Consider the following 18,499-nt stretch of genomic DNA (forward strand, 5'->3'; position numbering starts at 1 on the left):
CACCTCATCGGATAAAGTTCACAAATGACAAATCGGACATACGAGCGGTAACAGTGTATAGACTTTGAAGTTGAAACTGAACGGCTTCTAGTTCTGTTGCCGCTTCATAAGGATCGACCTGGAGCAGCGCGTTCTTGGCACTTAGCAATGCATTTTCCTCGGTGGCGTTTCGCGTTGCAACGGAGTCAATTCTGGCTTGAGATGATCCGACAGACGCGCGTACCGCGGTGAGGTCAGCTTGTGCTTGAAACAAGCTCTGGCCAGTTTCTTGTAACAGTTCTCGCCGGTCTGCGTCGCCGAAATTGAACGTTGCGTCTTTGCTGATCACGGCTACGGAAATATGCATCAGAAGATCCTGGAAGGTTTGATCATTGGCTGTCAGATTAAAATCGATGGTTTCATCCTTGCCCACGCGGACGGGTGCCAGCGCATCGTCAGATCCGTTGTAAGCAACTGCTGCAAAACCATTGGGATCATCAAACCACAGTTGAGCGGCCTGTTTTAGATCAGCCGTGTTTGTCACACCGACTGTCGCAGCGCGCAACCCATCCAGTATGGTCCCGGCGTCCTGCAACGCAGACTGATCTGTGGCGCGACCTGCAAACAGGCTGCGACCACCCGCAGTAGTGTTCAGGGCGTTAACAATGGCAGACATTTCCGCTTTTGCATCTTCAGAAAACTGGTCCAGAACGGGACCCAGAGCATTGGGAGCCAAAGCAAGGTGCATAGCGCTCAGGCTCTCAACCGTTATGCCTACGCGTTCCAGAGCAAACTGTGCAGCGTCTGTGAATTGCGCCGCCTCCGTAGTGGAGACCCCATACCCTTCTAGGGTCTTCAGGTCTTTTTCAATCTCGGACAAGTAGCTGGTATTGCCTGCCAGCACCGATTTGATGTCGCTGATCCGTCCTGTAACCAGTTCGTCACTGGCACGGTTCATATCCGCTTTCAATGCTGCCCCACGCCGCTGAAGCATAAATGACTGCGCAAGATCGCCAAGCGAAAAACTGTTCATCTTCAGATCCTTAGAAGTGTGTCAAACATTTGATCGACAGTTTCGATAACGCGTGCATTTGCCGCGTAGGCCTGCTCGATAATCATCAAATTCTGCAGCTCGACATCGGTGTCGACGCCGTTTGCCAATTCCAATTCGGTAAGTTCGTAAAACTGTGCGGAAGCAAAGCTGAGCTGCTCGTCTTCCCGCAGGCGACTTGCGCCAATTTGCGACGCAAGGCGCGCCGTCACGTCCGTGGCTGAAAGCGCAGCCGTTCCGAAAGACCCCGATGAGGTCAACCGTGTCTGCGTCAGCGTGTCAGAAAGCGCGTTGATCAGCGTAGCGTCGCCTGACAATCCCGGTAATGTTGCACCAAGACCATCCCGAATGCGCCAGGTTTCACCATCCCGAGCGGGATCCACCAGAGCATTCAGGGACAGCCGGTTGGCAAGACCAAGCTCGAATGCAGGATCAAGGACCGCACCGGCATCTGTGAACAACCCAGGCTGACCAGCCGCGAGTGTTGGATCGACAGTGTTTGATTCAAATCTTTCGATCATATCTCGTGCAAGCGCATCGATCTGCGTTTGCGCATCAGGTGCCAGCTCATCACGGATTTCGAATTGCGCGCCAAGCGTGCCCCCGTGCAGGCGACCAGATGTCGACGTCGTGTTGACAGAATATCCGTTGATGGTCAGGCCGGACAGCGATCCATCTGTAATAGACATAAAGGGCGTGACGACATTTGACGGTTCAAAGCCAATTTCGGCAGCGCGCCCGTCCAACAAGATCGCGCCACCCGTTGTATAGAGTGCAACTGCGCCACGATCCCTGTCCAGCATACGTACAGGTACCATTTCGCTGATACTGTCGATCAGCACCTGACGCTGGTCTTGCAGCCCCGATGTGTCATTGTGACGTCCATTGGCAGCTATGATTTGTGAATTCAGTTTCTGAACGGATTGCAGCGCATCATTAAGGCGCGTGACTTGATCAGCGATGCTGCGGTCCGCGCTGGTGCGCGAAGATTGGATGCCGTCTGCAATCGAGTTGATCGTATGGGCAAGGTCACGGGCGCCCAGTGCGGCACTGTCCAAACGCTCAATCGCATCAGGGCGGCTGCTTGCGACGATCAGATTGTTTTCGAAACCGGCAAGCCGGCCGGCGAGTGAGTCCTGCTGATCCGGGGTGCCAATTAGGTTCTCTATCCGGTTCATGTAGTCGGAAGTGGCCGCGCGATACCCGAATTCCGATCCCGCTAGCCGACGATCTGCGATGACCTGGGCGTCGATCTGTCGATTGATGCCATTGATCTGAACGCCGCCCGTGTTGCCAACAGTGCTTGAACCGATGGACAGGGTGCGGCGGGCATAGCCGGGCGACAGAGCATTCGCGATATTGTTCGAGACCAGCCCGGATGCACGGCTTGCGGCGTGCAGGCCGGACATGGCCGAGTTGAGAGCGCTGGAAATGGTCATGTGTCGACCTTTTTATTGTGGCCCAAGACTGGCCTTGAGCTTTGATTATCGTTTGATATTGGTGGTTTCCTGCAGCATTTCGTCGACTGTCTGGATGACCTTTGCATTCGACGAATAGGCGCGCTGTGTTTGAATCATCGCCGTCAATTCACCCGCAACATCAACTGCAGATTCTTCGCGTGCGTAAGAGACGATATCGCCTGTCGGTCCATCGCCTGCGTCCCACAGAAAGAAGCTGCCGCTTTCTGGTGAGGGCAGATACGTCTGCTGATCAAGCGCCACCATTCCGTTGGGGTTGGGCAGATCAACAAGCGGAATCTGGTAGATCGTGCGATTGATGCCGGTGTCAAAGAACGCTGTTACGAACCCGTTCGCGTCCACTTCGACATTCGTCATGTTCCCGACGGGAGAGCCATCTTTGGAAATGGAGACTGGCGCGAAACTGTCGGACAGTTGGGTGATACCATCATTGTCCCCGAGCGTGCCGATGTTGATCTCCAGCGGTCCACCCTCTGCGTTGACGATCAGGTTGCCAGTGGCAGGATCGTAAGTTCCGCCGCTCACTGTTGTCACACTCGCGAGCGTGCCACCCGATGTACGGCTGTTGTCAAAGGTCAGCACGTATTCACCGATGACGGCGTTATTGAGGGCCGAATCCGTCATCTGGATCGTCCATTCATTGGAAGAGCCGGTTGCGGGAACAGTCGGCACAAAACTGATGTTGATGTTTTCCGACGTTCCAAGGTTGTCAAAGTATTCGACCGACAGATACTGAGTCTCCCCCAGCGAGCCCGCGTCCGTGTCTGTCGCTGGCAGGTTGACCCCAAGCGACAGCGCCGTAGTTGGTTCGCCTGAAAACTGGTTGACGTTGATCTGGACAGGTTCAAGCCCATCGGACGTATCGCGTGGGAATGTTGGTACGGTGCCATCAGGCAGTGCAGGCCACCCAAGCAGCACAAGACCTGAGTCGGAACGCAAGAATCCCTCGGCATCTGTGCGGAATGACCCTGTGGTTGTGAGGTTCATCAGCGGTGCGCCATTTGACACCTCTATTTCGCTGGCTTGTGCGACCGGAAGCATACCGCGCCCGCGCACTGCCAGGTCCGTCGCATTGGATGTGGAAACGAGCGATCCGCTTTGGTCGATCAGGCGCGAGGTCGTTGCACGCACACCACCGGCCGAGTAGGTGCCGCCATTGGATGAGATCACCAGTGAATGGAAATCCGTCTGTACCCGCTTGTAGCCGTACGTGGATGAGTTTGCGATATTGTCCGAAATCGACGCAAGGCGCGTCGCATTCGATTGAAGGCCCGCAACACCTGCATTTAGCGACGAAGAGATGGTCATGGACACGCCTTTCTGCTGTATCAACCTGAGTTGAGTCACAGATAGGGACGGTCGCTTAACGTCAGGCTAACAGATAAAATTCAATCTATTCGCCCTCGCTTTGCCACTATCTCAGCAAAATGACTTCGAGGCGGTTGTTGCGGATCGACATGGGGTTGCGTGCGGTCGCAGGCTGGCGATCGGCATGACCCGTCACGCGCTTGATACGTTCCGGTTCAATCGCGGACTGTTCAAGCAAAACCCGCATCACACTGGCCTGATCCGCAGACCGATCCCATGTCAGGTTATTCGCCAGAACAATGGGTTCGGCCGCAACGTGACCTTCGACGGCGATACCGTTGGACACTGTGCGACTTGTTTCGGCAATCAAGGACGCAAGGCTGCGCAGCAACGCAGTGGGCGTGTTTGTCCTCGGTTCAAACAATTGCGCATCTTCGGTCGAAAACAGTTCGATCACCAATCCTTCATCGGTGAGCCGTGTCGTGACGTGGCGCAATTCGTTTTCCATGACCTTGGATTCACCGCCGTGACCGACCAGCAACGCCTCAAGCGATGAAAAAACCTCGTCCTGTGCTGCAATATCGCCTTCATCCGACATTCCGGAGTCTCCGCGTGCCTGTTGCGATTCCGTGGGGCGCTGGGCCGAAGCACCAGTGCCGTTTTGCGGCAAAGTGTCTTCGGAGAAGACGGTGCTTCCGCCAAAATTTCCGTCGCCGCCACCGGACGTCCGACTGATTGGAATCGTTGGTGAAAAGTAGTCCGAAAGCCCCTTACGCTGCTGTTCGGTTGTCGCATTCAACAGCCACATCAACATGAAAAAGGCCATCATCGCGGTTACAAAATCCGCATAGGCCACTTTCCAGGCACCACCGTGATGGCCACCGCCGCCGACGACTTTCTTGCGCTTGATAATGATTGGCCGCGCATTGGCTTGCACGCTCATGTCCCACACCTCGTTTTCACCCAAAACAGACATAGCGGGCATGCGTTTCTTCGCCCTTAACAGATACAATTTTCGTGATTTACCCTTCTGTCTTGCGCTGGTCGTGCGAACGCGCGCAGATATGGAAATGACGTCCGTTGATCATGACAGCGCTTATTCGTGGCTCAGGCTGGTCCTGACCCTTGCCATCGCCATGGTGGCGAATGTGGGCATGTGGGCGATCATCGTGATCATGCCTGCGGTTGAGGCTGAATTCGGCGTCGGTCGCGCCGAAGCAAGCCTGCCCTACACGCTCACCATGATCGGATTTGCCGTTGGTAACTTTGCTGTCGGGCGCGCCGTAGACATATGGGGGGTCACACGTGTGCTGGTCGTCTGCGCCTTTGGAATCGCGGCAGGTTACGGGTTCGCCATGGCGAGCGGATCAATCCTTGCCCTGTCGCTTGCGCAGCTTTTGGTGGGATTTGGGACGTCGGTTGGTTTTGGTCCGCTGATTGCAGATATCTCGCACTGGTTCATGAAACGTCGCGGAATTGCTGTCGCCTTGGTGGCCAGCGGAAATTACCTGTCGGGCGCGATCTGGCCCATCCTGCTGGCCGGTATTCTTGAGGACAGCGGCTGGCGCACGGCCTATGCGGTGCTGGCCATTGCGACACTGGTGACGGTGATCCCGCTGGCCTTTGCGCTGCGCCGCCAGGTCCCGCAAAGCGCACATGATCTGGCAGAAGCGGCCTCGGTCGCGAATGCGCAGTCCTCGGGTCTGTCGCCGCGTGCGTTGGCGTGGCTGCTGGGGCTGGCCGGAGTGGGATGCTGTGTGGCGATGTCGATGCCGCAGGTGCATATAGTCAGCTACTGTGTTGATCTTGGCTATGGTCCCGCTGTCGGGGCCGAGATGCTGGCGCTGATGCTGCTGGGCGGCGTGGGGTCGCGCATCGTTTCGGGGCTTTTGGCGGACCGGCTTGGCGGGGTGCGCACCCTACTCATCGGTTCGGTCCTTCAGGCCATCGCTCTGGTGCTGTACCTGCCCTCCGATGCGCTGATTTCCCTGTATGTGGTCAGCCTTGTCTTTGGGCTGAGCCAAGGAGGCATCGTGCCGAGCTATGCGCTGATCGTGCGTGAATACATGCCTGCGCGCGAGGCCGGTGCGCGGGTCGGTTTCGTGCTGATGGCGACCATCATGGGCATGGCGCTGGGCGGATGGATGTCGGGCTGGATCTATGACGTCACCGGCAGCTACGAAATGGCGTTCTGGAACGGGATTGCTTGGAACGGCCTGAACATCGCAATCATGCTGTGGCTTCTGGGGCGCAGCCGCCCGCGCCGCGTGTTGCAACCGGCCTGAAGGCGGCACAAAGCGCTGATGTCGCCACCATCAGCGCTCCGCTTTGTCCGGCACCATCTTTCCCGTCAGGTGATCGGTCCCGCGGGCGCGGGCGAGCGCGACTTGTTTCTGGCGTTCACGAAAGCGGGCCTTGTCGGCCTCTGATGTCTCGTGCGCGCAGTGATGACACGCCACGCCCTGTTCGTATTCCGGGCGATCACGATCTTCTGGCAAAACGGGGCGGCGGCAGGCATGGCACAAAAGGTGCGGCCCGACTTCCAACCCGTGACCCACGCTCACCCGTCCGTCAAAGACAAAGCATTCGCCGTCCCAGGTGCTGTCTGCCTTTGGCACCTCTTCTAGGTATTTCAGGATGCCGCCCTTGAGGTGATAGACATCCTCGACCCCTTGGCCGAGCAGGTAGTTGGTGGATTTTTCGCAGCGGATGCCGCCCGTGCAGAACATCGCCACCTTTTGCCCATGAAAACGATGCTTGTTGGCCTCCCACCACGCGGGAAACTCACCAAAGCTGGTGGTTTTCGGGTCAATCGCACCTTCGAACGTTCCGATGGCCACTTCGTAATCGTTGCGGGTGTCGATGACAGCGACGTCCTCACGCCCAATCAGGTCGTTCCAATCCGCAGCCTCGACATAGTGGCCGGTGCGCGCGGCTGGATCGACGTCAGGCTTGCCCATGGTCACGATCTCGCGTTTCAGGCGGACCTTCATCTTGCCAAAGGGGGTGTGGGGCTGTGGCTTTCCTTCCATTCCAGATCGGCGCAGCCGGGCAGGGCCCGGATATGGGCCAGCACGGCATCAATACCGGCGCGCGGGCCGGCGATGGTGCCGTTGATCCCCTCGGGCGCAAGCAACAGCGAGCCCGTCACGTCCCGCGCTTGACACAACGCAAGCAGCCGCGGTTTCAGCGCGGCGGGATCGGAAAAGCGCGTGAAGTGGTAGAGGGCGGCGATGGTGAACATGCGCGCTCAGATACGCCTGCGGGCTGCGTCCTGCAAGCCTTGCCCGTGCGCTCGGCATTCGAGCTGCGCCGGTTCAAAGCATCGTATACCCGGCCTGCCACCATCAGCGAGAAAGGACTGGTATTCCAGACTATGAAGGCAGTGCCAGACCTGTGATCGTCGGATAATTCAAAGAAGGTATTTTAAGTGATTGATTCAAAAACCCTACTTCTTCTGGCGACCATCGGCCTGCCCTTGGGGGCCTGCGCGCCGTCCCCGGACAACACCGCGATTGTTGCGCCACCATCGCTGCTGTCAGCGGAATCGACGAACCCGGAGCCGGAAAGCACGAAAGTGTTTGATATGAACGAAGATGGCTCTGTGAGCGCAGGCGAGGTGGCGGGCGGTGTTTTCGGCGCTGCGGCCTTGATCGCGGTGTGTCCGTTCTGCGTTCTGGGGATGTGAGCGGCCGCTGATCCTGAAGCCGACATGTTATCGGCATTTCGTTTGGCCTGAAGCGGGTCTAGTCTGGGGCAACAGTCTGAAACGGAGCCCCACATGACCCATGCGCTGATCGTGATTGACGTCCAGAACGACTTTTGCCCTGGTGGAGCGCTGGCGGTGCCCGAGGGCGACGTGATCGTGTCCGGCATCAACGCACTGATGAACGAGGCTGAGGCGGTGATCCTGACGCAGGACTGGCATCCGGGCGGACATTCGTCTTTTGCCAGCAGCCATGCGGGAGCCAGCCCTTACGAGGTGATCGACATGGATTATGGGCCGCAGGTGCTGTGGCCGGATCACTGCATTCAGGGCAGCGACGGTGCTGCCTTTCATCCCGACCTGCACGTGGACCGCGCAGATATGATCGTGCGCAAAGGGTACCGCCCAGCCATCGACAGCTATTCAGCCTTTTTCGAGAACGATCACACTACGCCCACTGGACTGGAAGGATATCTGCGCACGCGCAGCATCGAGAGGCTGACGCTGGTGGGGCTGGCCACGGATTTCTGCGTGAACTTTTCGGCTGTGGATGCGGCCAAGCTGGGCTTTGACGTCACCGTGCGCACGGATCTGTGCCGCGCCATCGATCTGGACGGATCACTGGCGGCGGCACGGGACGGCATGGCGGCGGCGGGTGTGAAACTCGGCTGACGACGGGTTTAGGCAGGCTTGAGCTTGTTGGCTTCCTTGACCATCTCGGTCACCTGCTTGGCCTCTGCCTTGAGCAGCTTGAAGGATTTCTTGATCAGAGCCTTGGCCTTTTTCACGCCGCTGGTGATGCCGCCGACCTGGGTGATCCAGCGGAACACCAATTGCAGCATCATCTTCATCGTGTCGATCAAGCGCAGAACCATTTCGATAGGATTGATCGCCACCATGATTTCCACCACCTTGGCCAGTATCGTGCGGAACAGTTTGGCCAGACGGGCGACCATGGCCTTGACCACTTTGAACGCTTTTTGAGGCTCCTTGGCGGCCTTCTTGATTACGCCAAGCACCTTGGCGGCGAAACGGATACCTTCAATCACAAGTTTTTCAACGAAAGCGATGACCTGGATCAGCTTGGTGCCCAGCTTGATCACGCTGTCGACGGCCGATTTGCCCACTGTCTTTGCGATTTCCTTGGCGGCCTTTTTGACGTTCACCAGAAAGCCCTGCAGTGACACGATCATCGGTTTGATCTTGACCAGGACATTGCGAAAGAAATCAAGCAGTCGTGAGTGTATACGCACGACCTTGTCCTGAATGGGGATGAGGGGATTTTCTGCCTGTGCCATCGTGTTTCCCTTGAAAAATGTCTTTGTCAAAATGCTGCGGACAACCGTCCATGGCAGTAAAGTGCAGCGAAACCGGAATTTATGCAAGTTTGGCAGCGTGCGGCCATGCCCTTGCCCCTCGCCTTGGGAGTTGGCACAACGGGCGCGCCGTCACCTTTGAAAGTGCACCCATGGTCGACATCGCCACCCGCGTCTGGAACCACAAGTGGAAGATCGACCCGATTGTCCGGTCTCTGATCGATACGGATTTCTACAAGTTGCTGATGTGCCAGTCGGTGTTTCGCAACAAGCCGGACACGCAGGTCACATTCTCGCTGATCAACCGTTCCAAACACGTGCCCTTGGCCCATCTCATCGACGAAGGTGAGTTGCGCGAACAGCTGGATCACATCCGCTCACTGTCTCTCAGCCGGGGAGAAAGCACGTGGATGCGTGGTAACACCTTTTATGGCAAGCGGCAGATGTTCACGCCCGAATTCATGGACTGGTTCGAGACGCTGCGCCTGCCGCCCTATCATCTGGAACGGCGCGGCGATCAGTATGAACTGACTTTTGAAGGCTCCTGGCCCGAGGTCATGCTGTGGGAAATTCCTGCCCTTGCTGTTCTGATGGAATTGCGGGGGCGCGCCGTGCTGAACAGCATGGGCCGGTTCGAACTCCAGGTATTATACGCCCGGGCCATGACCAAGCTGTGGGAAAAGATTGAGCGACTGCGGATGCATGACGGGCTGCGTGTCGCCGATTTCGGCACACGGCGGCGGCACAGCTTTTTGTGGCAGGATTGGTGCGTGCAGGCGATGGGCGAGGGGTTGGCCGGGGCTTTTGCCGGCACATCGAACTGCCTGATCGCCAAGAACCGGGATCTTGAGGCCATTGGCACCAACGCACACGAATTGCCCATGGTGTATTCCGCGCTTGCCACGGACGACAACGCCTTGGCCCAAGCCCCTTATGACGTACTGAGTGACTGGCAAGAGGAACATGACGGCAATTTGCGGGTCATTCTGCCGGACACCTACGGCACGCAAGGGTTCCTGGACAATGCGCCGGACTGGCTCGCGGGCTGGACCGGCATTCGGATCGACAGCGGTGATCCGGCAGCGGGGGCAGAAACAGCCATCGACTGGTGGAAGCAGCGCGGCGAGGATCCGCGCGACAAGCTGGTGATCTTCTCGGATGGGCTGGACGCAGACAAGATCATCGAGCTGCACACACAGTTCGCCGACCGCGTGCGGGTCTCGTTCGGCTGGGGCACCATGCTGACGAACGACTTCAAGGGTCTCACCAAAGATGACCGGCTGGCTCCGTTTTCGCTGGTCTGCAAGGCGGTATCAGCGGACGGGCGCGCAACGGTCAAACTGTCGGACAACCCGAACAAGGCCATGGGGCCAGACGACGAAATCGAGCGCTACAAACGCGTCTTTGGCGTCGGCGCGCAGGACGCTCAAGCTGTGATTGTTTGAACACAGTTTTTTCAAAGAAGGCAATTGTGGCAATTTATGGGCAATTTGCCTCAAAGTGGTCACAATTGCTTTTTACGCCTCAGACAACAAAACCATAAAAAATCTGAGGCAGAGCAAATGAAGCGTTTTTCAACACTGTGTTCGTCGTTGTCCGTTGTCGCAATTTTGGGGGCATGTGCCCCAGCCAATGAAATGACCACGCGGGCGGAACTGGATCCGCTGAATTTCCGCGACGGCCAAAGCCTGACAGTGGTTGAGGTTCAGGCTGATGCGCTGAACAACATGGCCGATCAGTTGGCGCGCGATACACGTGTCCGCCGCGCCTCCAACAGCGCCATCATCGCCTGCGGGCGCGCCATCTTTACCCCCGGCCGCAGCGCAGCCTGCGGGTTCGGAGCGGAGCGCCGCGGCCTTTTTGGGCAGGATCGCACAGAGCCAGTTGAACTTGTGCCCGCCGTCGCATTGGTCGACAGCATTCAGGACATGACCGGTCAGATGGACACATTGGAAACGGGCCTGCCCGCGATGATCGTGGAACAGGACGCCAAACTGGCCGAACTGAACCAGCGCCGCGCCGAAGGTGCCGTGTCGCAAGCCGAATTCGATATGGAAGTCGCGCAGATCAACCGGACCCGCGCGCGTATCGCCGACGCACTGGCCGTGACAGCAGCGCAGGCTGAACAGGCCAACATCAATATGCAAACTGCCAGCCGTCGCGGACAAGTTGGACTCGGTTGGCACTTGAGCGCCACAGCACAACTGGCGCAAGAGGCAAAGGTCGCCCGCGCGCAATTGGGTTTGCTAGAGGGACCCGCCCCAGCACCGCAGGACTATGTGGCGTCCAACCTGAATGCATATGCCTCGGATGCGGCCATCACTCATGTGCCGCGCTCGGGTGAATTCCGCTGATCCGACTGCGCTGTCGTTCGCGCCAGACGATCAACAAACCCCCGGCTGCGATCAACAACGCGCCGGGGAACAGAGCGTCCCAAGGTGTTTCGTCGAAAAACAGCCATCCCAGCAGGAATGCGAGCGGGATGCCGAAATAGCTGAACGGGGCAAGGTTGCTTTGCTCGGTCATGCGGTAGCTGATCACAAGGAACAGGACCGCTGTGCCGCCAAAGCCGCCCATTGCCACGATCCATGCTAAGTCGGTGCTGCTCTGGACCGGCGTGAAGCCGTCAAAAGCCAGCGCGATCAGGAACGCGCCGACCAGCGCAGTGCAGGATGAATAGAGATTGACCAGCGCGCTGGGCACATCGTCATCCATCATCCGCGCAGTGACCCCGACCAGCGCATAAATGGCCGCCGCACCCAAGGGCAAAAGCGCGACCGCGCTGAACGTGTCAGACCCCGGCTGCATCACCAGAACAACGCCGACAAAGCCGATGAGAACCGCGCTCCACCGCACCCAGCCGACCTTTTCGCCCAACAAAGGCACCGCCAGTGCCGTCATGAACAACGCGTTGGCGTACGTGATGGTCGAGGCGGTCGCGAACGCCATCTGCCCCAGAGCGAGATAAAAGCAAAGCTGCGCAAAGGTGACGAAAGCACCACGGGCCAACGCCAGCCTCCACTGCCTCATCCGTAAGCTGCGCCCCGCGCTGTGCCACTGCCGTGACAGCGCCAGTGCGATCACCGCTGGAATGATCCCGAACAGGTTGCGCCATGCCGACAGCTCTGCCGCACTATAGGTCACCGACAGGTGCTTGATCACCAGCCCCATCGCATCAAACAGGGTCAGCGCGACAAGGCTGAGAAGAATGGCCAGGCCGGTGCGATCAGTGGGGCGCAAGGGGGACTCAATTTGCAAGAAGGTGTACGGGGCGACGTTACGCTGTTTGCATCCCAAGTCACGCTGGAACTTGAGGGCGAACATGCCTCGCGCAGATACATTGTTGCCGATTTGCGGACAATCGCCCCATCTCTGCCACATTTCACCAGTATACGTCAGCGTATTGGGTGGGAGAAAACGTATTGGATTAAGACATGAAACGCATCATCATCCTTGCCTTGCTGAGCCTTGCAGCGGCCTGCGGCACATCGCAAGACAACGTCTCGCGCTCACAGGCCGCGCCGCTGGGCATCTTCGGGCCGGGCCCGGATCACAGCGGTGCAACATCGACGCGATCCTCGGTCGACCTTTTGTCACTCAGCTAATCGGTCGGATCAACGCGACCGCGCATCGCCTTGACCTCTCCGCGCACTTTCTTGGCCTTGAGCCTGCGTTTCTTGGACCCCAGTGTGGGGCGCGTCGCAATCCGCCGTTTCGGGGCAACCAGCGCTTTTTCGATAAGGTCTGCTAGCCGCTTGCGCGCAATGTCGCGGTTGCGGGCCTGTGATCGGGTTTCATCGCACTGGATGATCAATGCGCCGTCTTGCGTCCACCGCCGCCCCGCCAATCGTTTCAATCGTGTTTTGACCGGACCCGGAAGGTTGGGCGAACGCGCGGCCTCGAACCGCAATTCCACGGCAGTGGCGACCTTGTTCACATTCTGCCCACCGGGGCCCGAGGCGCGCACGAATTGTTCGCTCAGTTCCCAGTCTTCGATTGCGATGGTGTCATTGATCCGCAGCATGCACCTTAACTCCCACGGAACTTGGACCGGTGGAAGTGTGTTGGGGATGTGAACTGCAAAATATCATGGAGAATGACAATGTTGAAGACACAAGGCATTACCCAGATCGCAACAGACCGCACCGACCTTTTCGCATTTCGGATCAGCGGCAAGATCACCGACGACGCCATGGAGGATATGGCCGAGTACATGAACGACGTTTTTGACGCACATGCGGAGAAGGTCGACATGCTTATGATCTTTGACCATTTCGACGGCTCGGAATTTGGCGCGAGTTGGGATTGGGACGTGATCAAAAGCCGCTTCAAGGCGATCAGCAACGTGGATCGCTATGTGGTCGTCGGCGCGCCGGACAATGCTGAAAAGATGATCAGGTTCATGGACAGCATATTGCCGGTGAAGGCTGAAACCTTTGATGATGAGGCCGTCGCATGGCGGTCATTGCAGGCGCAAGCCACCGCTGCCTGATCTCGCAAATTGAAAAAAGGGCCGCCCATCATAGGCGGCCCTTTTCGAAATGTTTCGGAGGTTGTGTCGGTTAGGTCAACCGACCAACTTGGCGGTCCTCACCGCGCGGGGCTGCCCTAGCAGGCGACCTCCCAAGTTGTTCCGACACCTCGCTCCAATACCTTTCTTGACACTGGATCACCTCCTTTTCATTTGTTGAACTCATCTCCAGCTTTGCATAGCCGGGGAATATGTCAACGCATTTCAGCAGGTGCAGCCATGCGCGCGGTGATTGCGCGAAATGGTGCCAAAGCAATAAGCGCGAGGGTCAATTTGACCGCCCAGTCAGCGATAGCCAGCGACACCCAGAGCGGCGCCAACGGGCCAAAGCCGAGAACGGGCAGGATTTCCCCGGCCCAGGACACGTCATTGCCCGGTTCGATGAAGGCAAGGCTGGCCGAAAAGGCGATGGAAAAGAACAGGGCTGTGTCCACTGTGCTGCCGATCAGGGTCGAGACCAGCGGCGCCTTCCACCATGCGCTACGGCGCAGTGCGGCAAAGATACCAACGTCGAGCAGTTGTGCCGTCAGGAACGCAAGGCCCGAACCAATGGCGATGCGCAAAGTGACCGCCGGATAGGTGTAACCATCGCCCTGCAGCATGACCTGCGTTCCGATTAGCGAACAGATGACCCCGACAATGAAGCCCGCGAACACGACCTTGCGCGCCGCCTGCGCGCCGTAGACCCGGTTCATGATGTCCGTCACCAAGAACGCCAGCGGATAGGTGAACGCCCCCCATGTCAGCCAGTTGCCGAACAGGAATTGGACGAGGATGTTTGAGGCCACAACGATAATGGCCATGGCAATGATGCCGGGAAGATGCGCGCGTGTCATAATGTAATGCCCGTTTTTTGCAAGGTTGCGGCGACTTGGTTCAGATGTGAACTCGGGCGTCTTAGTCGCAGCGCGCCCCGCCCGCAAGCGTTTCCGTGAGGGCATATTCCACCAGTTCACTGCGCAGCACCGAAAGGAAATTGTCGTCAGACACCATGGTCAAGCAGGTGGCACCACTGTCCGATCGCCAGACCGACAGCCCTTCGAGGTTGTCATGCGTGCCGAGTTTTGTCTTGAGCAGGGTTTCCGCAACAGGCGGTTCCACGCCCAGATCGATGCGGCGAATGCGGGTACGGAAGCCCAGGGCCGAAAAGCTGCGTTCGAGAATGTAAAGCAGACCGTCAGGTCCAAAGTCCGCGCCGGTTGGCATGAAGCCGTCCGAGCGGGGCAGGTGTGCCGCCACGCTCCACCGCTTGTCCTGATAACGGTAGATCGGGATGGGCTGGCCCTTGTTGCGCGGGTTTTCGGGCAATGTGTACACCACGCCGTCCCGCGTGACCGCCAGTGCCTCAAGTGCACTGTTGGAGGGAAGGGCGTGGAATTCGCGTGGGCTGGGCAGGATTTGCCCACCCAGCGTGCTGATCTCGGCCGGGTCTTCGTAGCTGATGAAGGTCTTGCCGCCCAACACAGCCAACCCCTCGGTGTCACGGTCGGGAAAGGGTAGTTTCACGCGCGCCACATCCTCAATGCGACCCGTCTGCCCGTCACGAAGAATCGCAAAGCGGTGGGCGGTCCCTCGATCGGACAGAACAAGGGCGGCGTTGCCATCCGCCTCCACCTCGACTGCCGACACTCCGCCCAGACCTGCCAGCGGAACGCTGCGCAGGTAAGTGAGGGGGTCGGCCAGCGACGCGGAGGCGGACAGGATCAGCGCGAGGCTAAGACGCCAGCGCATTGTTGCGGCAAATCACCGACGCGCAATTCGCGACGGGGTTGTGGGGCCGGCGCGTTTGGGTCGCGCGGCTTGGGGGGCGGTGGATTGAGGATGTTGTTCACCCATTCCTGCGCATCTGCACACCCGTCGCCCGGCGGTGGAGCGGCCTGATCCGTGCACCCCCGCGCACTGCGCGGGCAGGCGAGGCGGACATGGAAATGGTAATGATGGCCGTACCACGGGCGGATCTTGTTCAGCCAGGCGCGGTCGCCTTTCTCGTCCTTGCACATCTGCACCTTGGCCCCGGGAAATACGAAAATCCGCGCCGTGCGTTTGTCCTGTGCCGCAGCCTTGATGATTTCGTGGTGCGCGCGCGTCCAGTTCGAGTTGGTGAAGGCGCCGCTTGCACGACGGGTCGAAATCGAGCTGATGTTTTCCCGTTCGCTCACCGAAAGGCCAAGGTTGCTGGCAGGCAGCATCCAGATGTCGGCGTCCAGCCCGATCTGGTGGCTGCGGTGCCCGGTCAGCATCGGACCCCCACGGGGTTGGCTCATGTCCCCGACATAGAGCCCGTTCCAGCCCGGTTGCTGTGCCGCTTTGACGCTGAGTTTTTGCACGAAGTCCACAAGCTCGGGATGACCCCAGTTGCGGTTGCGACTGAGGCGCATGGCCTGCCATGTCGGCCCGGTTTCAGCCAGTTGCTCGGCCCCAGCCAGACATCCACGTGCATAACCGCCTAACGGGGCCGGGTCCTGGATCGAGGCGCGGCGCTTGCCACCGAACTGACCCTTGGCAATGTTTTGCAAGGTGGCCGGGTCGACATCCGGGCGGGTCGTGCCGTCGATGTCGACTTCTGCTGTGCTGGCGCAGGCGACAATGAACAGGGCGGTCACGAGGCCAGTGATCAGGGCAAGGTTGCGCCGAACGAGGGTCATGTTCAAATCTCCCCTTTTGGATTGACCCAGCGTAGCATGATCAGCCCCAAAAGAAAGAGTGCCAACAGGGGAGATACGCCCAATTGCGTGCTGCCGGTGACAGTTGTGGCGACGCCAATCAGGAACGGGGCGACGAAGGCCGTCGCGCGACCGGTCAGACCATACAAGCCAAAACTCTCGGTGGGGGCAGCGGGATCGCAATGGCGCACCATCAGCGTCCGGCTGGCCGATTGCATCACACCGCCCATGCCGCCGATCAGCACACCGCAGATGTAGAATATGATGTCGGGTGCCATGGATCCTTCGGCCAGCGGGATACCGAACATGCTGTCACGCGACAGATTGACCAGCATGAAACAGACGCCCATCAGCACAAGGATCGTGGTGATGACAACCGGCTTGGGTCCAAAGCGTTTGTCTGCGTGTCCGCCCACATAGCTGAAGACCGAGGCCCCGATGGCCGCGATAATCCCGAACACACCAACTTCGACAACACTGAAATCCAGCACCAGCAGCGCAAAAGTACCGCCAAAGCTGTAAAGCCCGTTGAGCGCATCGCGGTACAGCATGGATGAGCCCAGATAGGTAAACAGACTGCGTTTAGCAGGCAGGTTGCGCACAGTGTTCCAGAGCCGGGACAGGGCGGCCGCCACGGATGTGCGCGTGCCGGTCGGGCGCACCTCACGCACCCAGAGGAAATAGGGGATCATGAACACCGAGAACCAGACCGCCACAAATGGACCGGCAAAGCGCGTGCCTTCGCGGCTTTCGGCATCAAGCAGGCCAAAGAACGGATCAAGCCCGATCAGGGTTTTGCCGTTCCCCTGTTCGGCAAACAACAGCAGGATCAGAAACAGGGACAGAACCCCGCCCGCATAGCCGAAACTGAAGGCAGAGCCGGAAATTTGCCCAATCTCTTCCTCGGTGCCTAGGGACGGGAGCTGGGCATTGATGAAGATCAGCGCGTATTCGGCACCGATGAATCCGAGGGCGAAGACCATCAGCATCCATGTCAGGTTGCTGCCGTCCGGTTCCGTGAACCACAGACCCCCGGCGCCTGCCGCCAGCATCAGCGAAAAAGCGATAATCCACGGCATCCGTCGCCCGCCCGTGTCGGCCATGGCGCCAAGGAAAGGGGCGCCAAAACCGATGATCAGACCGGTGATGGTCAACGTGAACGACCACATCGCCTGTGCGTTGGCCTTGGCCAGTTCCGTTTCGACCCCTTGCGACAGAAAGCTTTCGCTCGCAAGCGAGACGAAAAACGGCCCAAAAATGAAGGTCAGAAGGACGGTGTGATAAGGCTGGCTGGCCCAATCAAAAAAGAACCAGCCCCAGATACGCTTTTTCAGACTGACTTCGGCCATGCCCTGTCCCCCGCCTTCTTTTTGTTTGGGGGACCAAAGCAGGCTGCAGGCTATGTGGCAAGGAAAGGTTGTTGTATCAGGCGACTGCGCGCAGGCGGGACTGTGCGTGATCCTGCATCGGGGGCCATGGGCGCAGGGCCTCTGCATTGATCCAGGCGGCAATCCATTCGGGCGTTTCGGGCGATTGAACGCTTTCACCCAATGCATCCAGCAGCCGGTCTGTCGTCACGATCCCGTTCTTGTCCGTCACCGCGGCACGATAGAGGACGTGGCTGGCGCATTCGCCGTTCGATTTCCACATGGATTGTTCGATGTAAATGAACCTGTCATCCCAGCAGACCGCGCGGCTGCGCATCTCGAACCGCTCAAATGCATGCAACCGGCGACGATAGCGCACCGACGAACCGGCCATGGTCAGCCCCCATTTTTGGGCCTTGAGCGTTTCCATCAACCCGGCGCGCACGCCCATGCCCAATCGACCAAGATCATAAAGCGTCAGCGCACGTCCGTTGTTCAGTTCAAGGAACCCGTCCAGATCCCACGGCCACACGATGTGGTGCGAGATGTGCATTTCCGTCATCCCAAGCGCTGGCTGGCGGCTGGCAAGAAACAGGTCTTTGGCAAGGCGAACGAAAGGAAACATGGGTTTACACTCCTGTTCGGCTTAGATGCGTCGGCGGCACGAAAGTTCAATGGCCGTGATCATGTGACCTTGCGCCACTTCGCGCCGCACCCTAGGTCTGGGCAAACAAAAAGGACGCAGCATGCTGGCCATCTACGAATTGATCCAACTGATCCTGAGCGTTGTCTACATGATAATGATCGTGCACATCATCATGAGCTGGCTGATCAGCTTTCAGGTGCTGAACCTGCATCAGCCGATCGTGGGCCAGATCTGGCAGGGCTTGAACAAGCTTCTGGAACCGATCTATCGCCCGATCCGGCGTTTTATGCCGGACACGCATCCGCTCGACCTTGCTCCGCTTGTGGCCTTTGTCGCGCTCATCGCGCTTCGGTCGATCATTCTGCCTGCGATCTTTGGTCTTCGCTGATCTGAGGACTTGTTCACGGCCTGTTAAAATGTGAATCTGTATCAAACGAGCAGAACACATAAAATT

Annotated in this window: 20 protein-coding genes and 1 pseudogene; 8 read left to right on the forward strand and 13 right to left on the reverse strand. The window is 58.5% G+C overall.

Annotated features, from left to right (window positions below):
• Positions 1-4: 4 nt before the first annotated feature.
• From ACERZ8_RS06260 to ACERZ8_RS06275, 4 genes are all read right to left on the reverse strand, one after another.
• A complete protein-coding gene (locus tag ACERZ8_RS06260) occupies positions 5-1,012 on the reverse strand; it encodes a flagellin (RefSeq protein ID WP_407591336.1) in 1,008 nt (335 codons plus the stop codon).
• 2 nt (positions 1,013-1,014) lie between these two features.
• Positions 1,015-2,469, reverse strand: coding sequence for a flagellar hook-associated protein FlgK (gene flgK / locus ACERZ8_RS06265; RefSeq protein ID WP_407591338.1), 1,455 nt, complete (start codon positions 2,467-2,469; stop codon positions 1,015-1,017).
• 45 nt (positions 2,470-2,514) lie between these two features.
• Positions 2,515-3,816 (reverse strand): flagellar hook protein FlgE, encoded by a 1,302-nt coding sequence (locus ACERZ8_RS06270; RefSeq protein WP_407591340.1) that lies wholly within the window; start codon positions 3,814-3,816, stop codon positions 2,515-2,517.
• Between the two features lie 106 nt (positions 3,817-3,922).
• Positions 3,923-4,759, reverse strand: coding sequence for a flagellar motor protein MotB (locus ACERZ8_RS06275; RefSeq protein WP_407591341.1), 837 nt, complete (start codon positions 4,757-4,759; stop codon positions 3,923-3,925).
• Positions 4,760-4,886: 127 nt separating this feature from the next.
• Between ACERZ8_RS06275 and ACERZ8_RS06280 the strand changes: the two genes are divergently transcribed.
• Positions 4,887-6,101, forward strand: coding sequence for an MFS transporter (locus ACERZ8_RS06280; protein ID WP_407591343.1), 1,215 nt, complete (start codon positions 4,887-4,889; stop codon positions 6,099-6,101).
• Between the two features lie 30 nt (positions 6,102-6,131).
• Here the strand turns inward: ACERZ8_RS06280 and trhO are convergent.
• Positions 6,132-7,060 (reverse strand): annotated as a pseudogene (gene trhO / locus ACERZ8_RS06285) (oxygen-dependent tRNA uridine(34) hydroxylase TrhO).
• A gap of 186 nt (positions 7,061-7,246) precedes the next feature.
• On the opposite strand from trhO, the gene ACERZ8_RS06290 reads away from it, so the two are divergent.
• Together ACERZ8_RS06290 and pncA are read left to right on the forward strand one after the other, a co-directional pair.
• The gene (locus tag ACERZ8_RS06290) at positions 7,247-7,504 is read left to right on the forward strand and encodes a hypothetical protein (protein WP_407591344.1); all 258 of its coding nucleotides are present in this window, start codon (positions 7,247-7,249) and stop codon (positions 7,502-7,504) included.
• Positions 7,505-7,597: 93 nt separating this feature from the next.
• The gene (gene pncA, locus ACERZ8_RS06295; RefSeq protein WP_407591345.1) at positions 7,598-8,194 is read left to right on the forward strand and encodes a bifunctional nicotinamidase/pyrazinamidase; all 597 of its coding nucleotides are present in this window, start codon (positions 7,598-7,600) and stop codon (positions 8,192-8,194) included.
• Positions 8,195-8,202: 8 nt separating this feature from the next.
• Here the strand turns inward: pncA and ACERZ8_RS06300 are convergent, their stop codons facing one another.
• Complete coding sequence (locus ACERZ8_RS06300; RefSeq protein WP_407591346.1) at positions 8,203-8,820, reverse strand: hypothetical protein; 618 nt, start codon at positions 8,818-8,820, stop codon at positions 8,203-8,205.
• A 170-nt stretch (positions 8,821-8,990) separates the two neighbouring features.
• Here ACERZ8_RS06300 and pncB point away from each other — a divergent pair, with 170 nt between their 5' ends.
• Both pncB and ACERZ8_RS06310 read left to right on the forward strand, forming a co-directional pair.
• Complete coding sequence (gene pncB, locus ACERZ8_RS06305; protein WP_407591347.1) at positions 8,991-10,283, forward strand: nicotinate phosphoribosyltransferase; 1,293 nt, start codon at positions 8,991-8,993, stop codon at positions 10,281-10,283.
• A gap of 192 nt (positions 10,284-10,475) precedes the next feature.
• Entirely contained in the window at positions 10,476-11,192 is a 717-nt protein-coding gene (locus ACERZ8_RS06310; protein WP_407591348.1) for a hypothetical protein, read from the forward strand.
• On the opposite strand, the gene ACERZ8_RS06315 is transcribed toward ACERZ8_RS06310, so the two are convergent.
• A complete protein-coding gene (locus tag ACERZ8_RS06315) occupies positions 11,158-12,078 on the reverse strand; it encodes a DMT family transporter (RefSeq protein ID WP_407591349.1) in 921 nt (306 codons plus the stop codon). The genes ACERZ8_RS06310 and ACERZ8_RS06315 overlap by 35 nt on opposite strands.
• Positions 12,079-12,272: 194 nt before the next feature.
• Between ACERZ8_RS06315 and ACERZ8_RS06320 the strand changes: the two genes are divergently transcribed.
• Positions 12,273-12,443 (forward strand): hypothetical protein, encoded by a 171-nt coding sequence (locus ACERZ8_RS06320; RefSeq protein ID WP_407591350.1) that lies wholly within the window; start codon positions 12,273-12,275, stop codon positions 12,441-12,443.
• Here the strand turns inward: ACERZ8_RS06320 and arfB are convergent.
• Positions 12,440-12,862 carry an alternative ribosome rescue aminoacyl-tRNA hydrolase ArfB gene (gene arfB, locus ACERZ8_RS06325; protein ID WP_407591351.1) on the reverse strand — a complete coding sequence of 141 codons (423 nt, stop codon included), beginning with the start codon at positions 12,860-12,862 and terminating at the stop codon, positions 12,440-12,442. The two genes, ACERZ8_RS06320 and arfB, sit on opposite strands and share 4 nt — an antisense overlap.
• Before the next feature lie 78 nt (positions 12,863-12,940).
• Here arfB and ACERZ8_RS06330 point away from each other — a divergent pair, with 78 nt between their 5' ends.
• The gene (locus tag ACERZ8_RS06330) at positions 12,941-13,330 is read left to right on the forward strand and encodes a SpoIIAA family protein (protein WP_407591353.1); all 390 of its coding nucleotides are present in this window, start codon (positions 12,941-12,943) and stop codon (positions 13,328-13,330) included.
• Between the two features lie 233 nt (positions 13,331-13,563).
• Here the strand turns inward: ACERZ8_RS06330 and ACERZ8_RS06335 are convergent, their stop codons facing one another.
• The 5 genes from ACERZ8_RS06335 to ACERZ8_RS06355 form a co-directional block, all read right to left on the reverse strand.
• Positions 13,564-14,205: a queuosine precursor transporter gene (locus tag ACERZ8_RS06335; protein WP_407591354.1), complete on the reverse strand. Its 642-nt coding sequence runs from the start codon at positions 14,203-14,205 to the stop codon at positions 13,564-13,566.
• A 61-nt stretch (positions 14,206-14,266) separates the two neighbouring features.
• Positions 14,267-15,100, reverse strand: coding sequence for an esterase-like activity of phytase family protein (locus ACERZ8_RS06340; protein WP_407591355.1), 834 nt, complete (start codon positions 15,098-15,100; stop codon positions 14,267-14,269).
• Entirely contained in the window at positions 15,073-16,014 is a 942-nt protein-coding gene (gene mepA / locus ACERZ8_RS06345) for a penicillin-insensitive murein endopeptidase (RefSeq protein ID WP_407591356.1), read from the reverse strand. Before mepA ends, ACERZ8_RS06340 begins: the two co-directional genes overlap by 28 nt.
• A 2-nt stretch (positions 16,015-16,016) precedes the next feature.
• Complete coding sequence (locus ACERZ8_RS06350; RefSeq protein WP_407591358.1) at positions 16,017-17,381, reverse strand: MFS transporter; 1,365 nt, start codon at positions 17,379-17,381, stop codon at positions 16,017-16,019.
• Positions 17,382-17,457: 76 nt separating this feature from the next.
• Positions 17,458-18,024: an acyl-CoA thioesterase gene (locus ACERZ8_RS06355; RefSeq protein ID WP_407591359.1), complete on the reverse strand. Its 567-nt coding sequence runs from the start codon at positions 18,022-18,024 to the stop codon at positions 17,458-17,460.
• 121 nt (positions 18,025-18,145) lie between these two features.
• Here ACERZ8_RS06355 and ACERZ8_RS06360 point away from each other — a divergent pair, with 121 nt between their 5' ends.
• Positions 18,146-18,433, forward strand: coding sequence for a YggT family protein (locus tag ACERZ8_RS06360; RefSeq protein ID WP_407591360.1), 288 nt, complete (start codon positions 18,146-18,148; stop codon positions 18,431-18,433).
• Positions 18,434-18,499 lie beyond the last annotated feature (66 nt).

This window comes from Tateyamaria armeniaca, from assembly GCF_045797845.1.
Classification (GTDB): Bacteria; Pseudomonadota; Alphaproteobacteria; order Rhodobacterales; family Rhodobacteraceae; genus Tateyamaria; species Tateyamaria armeniaca.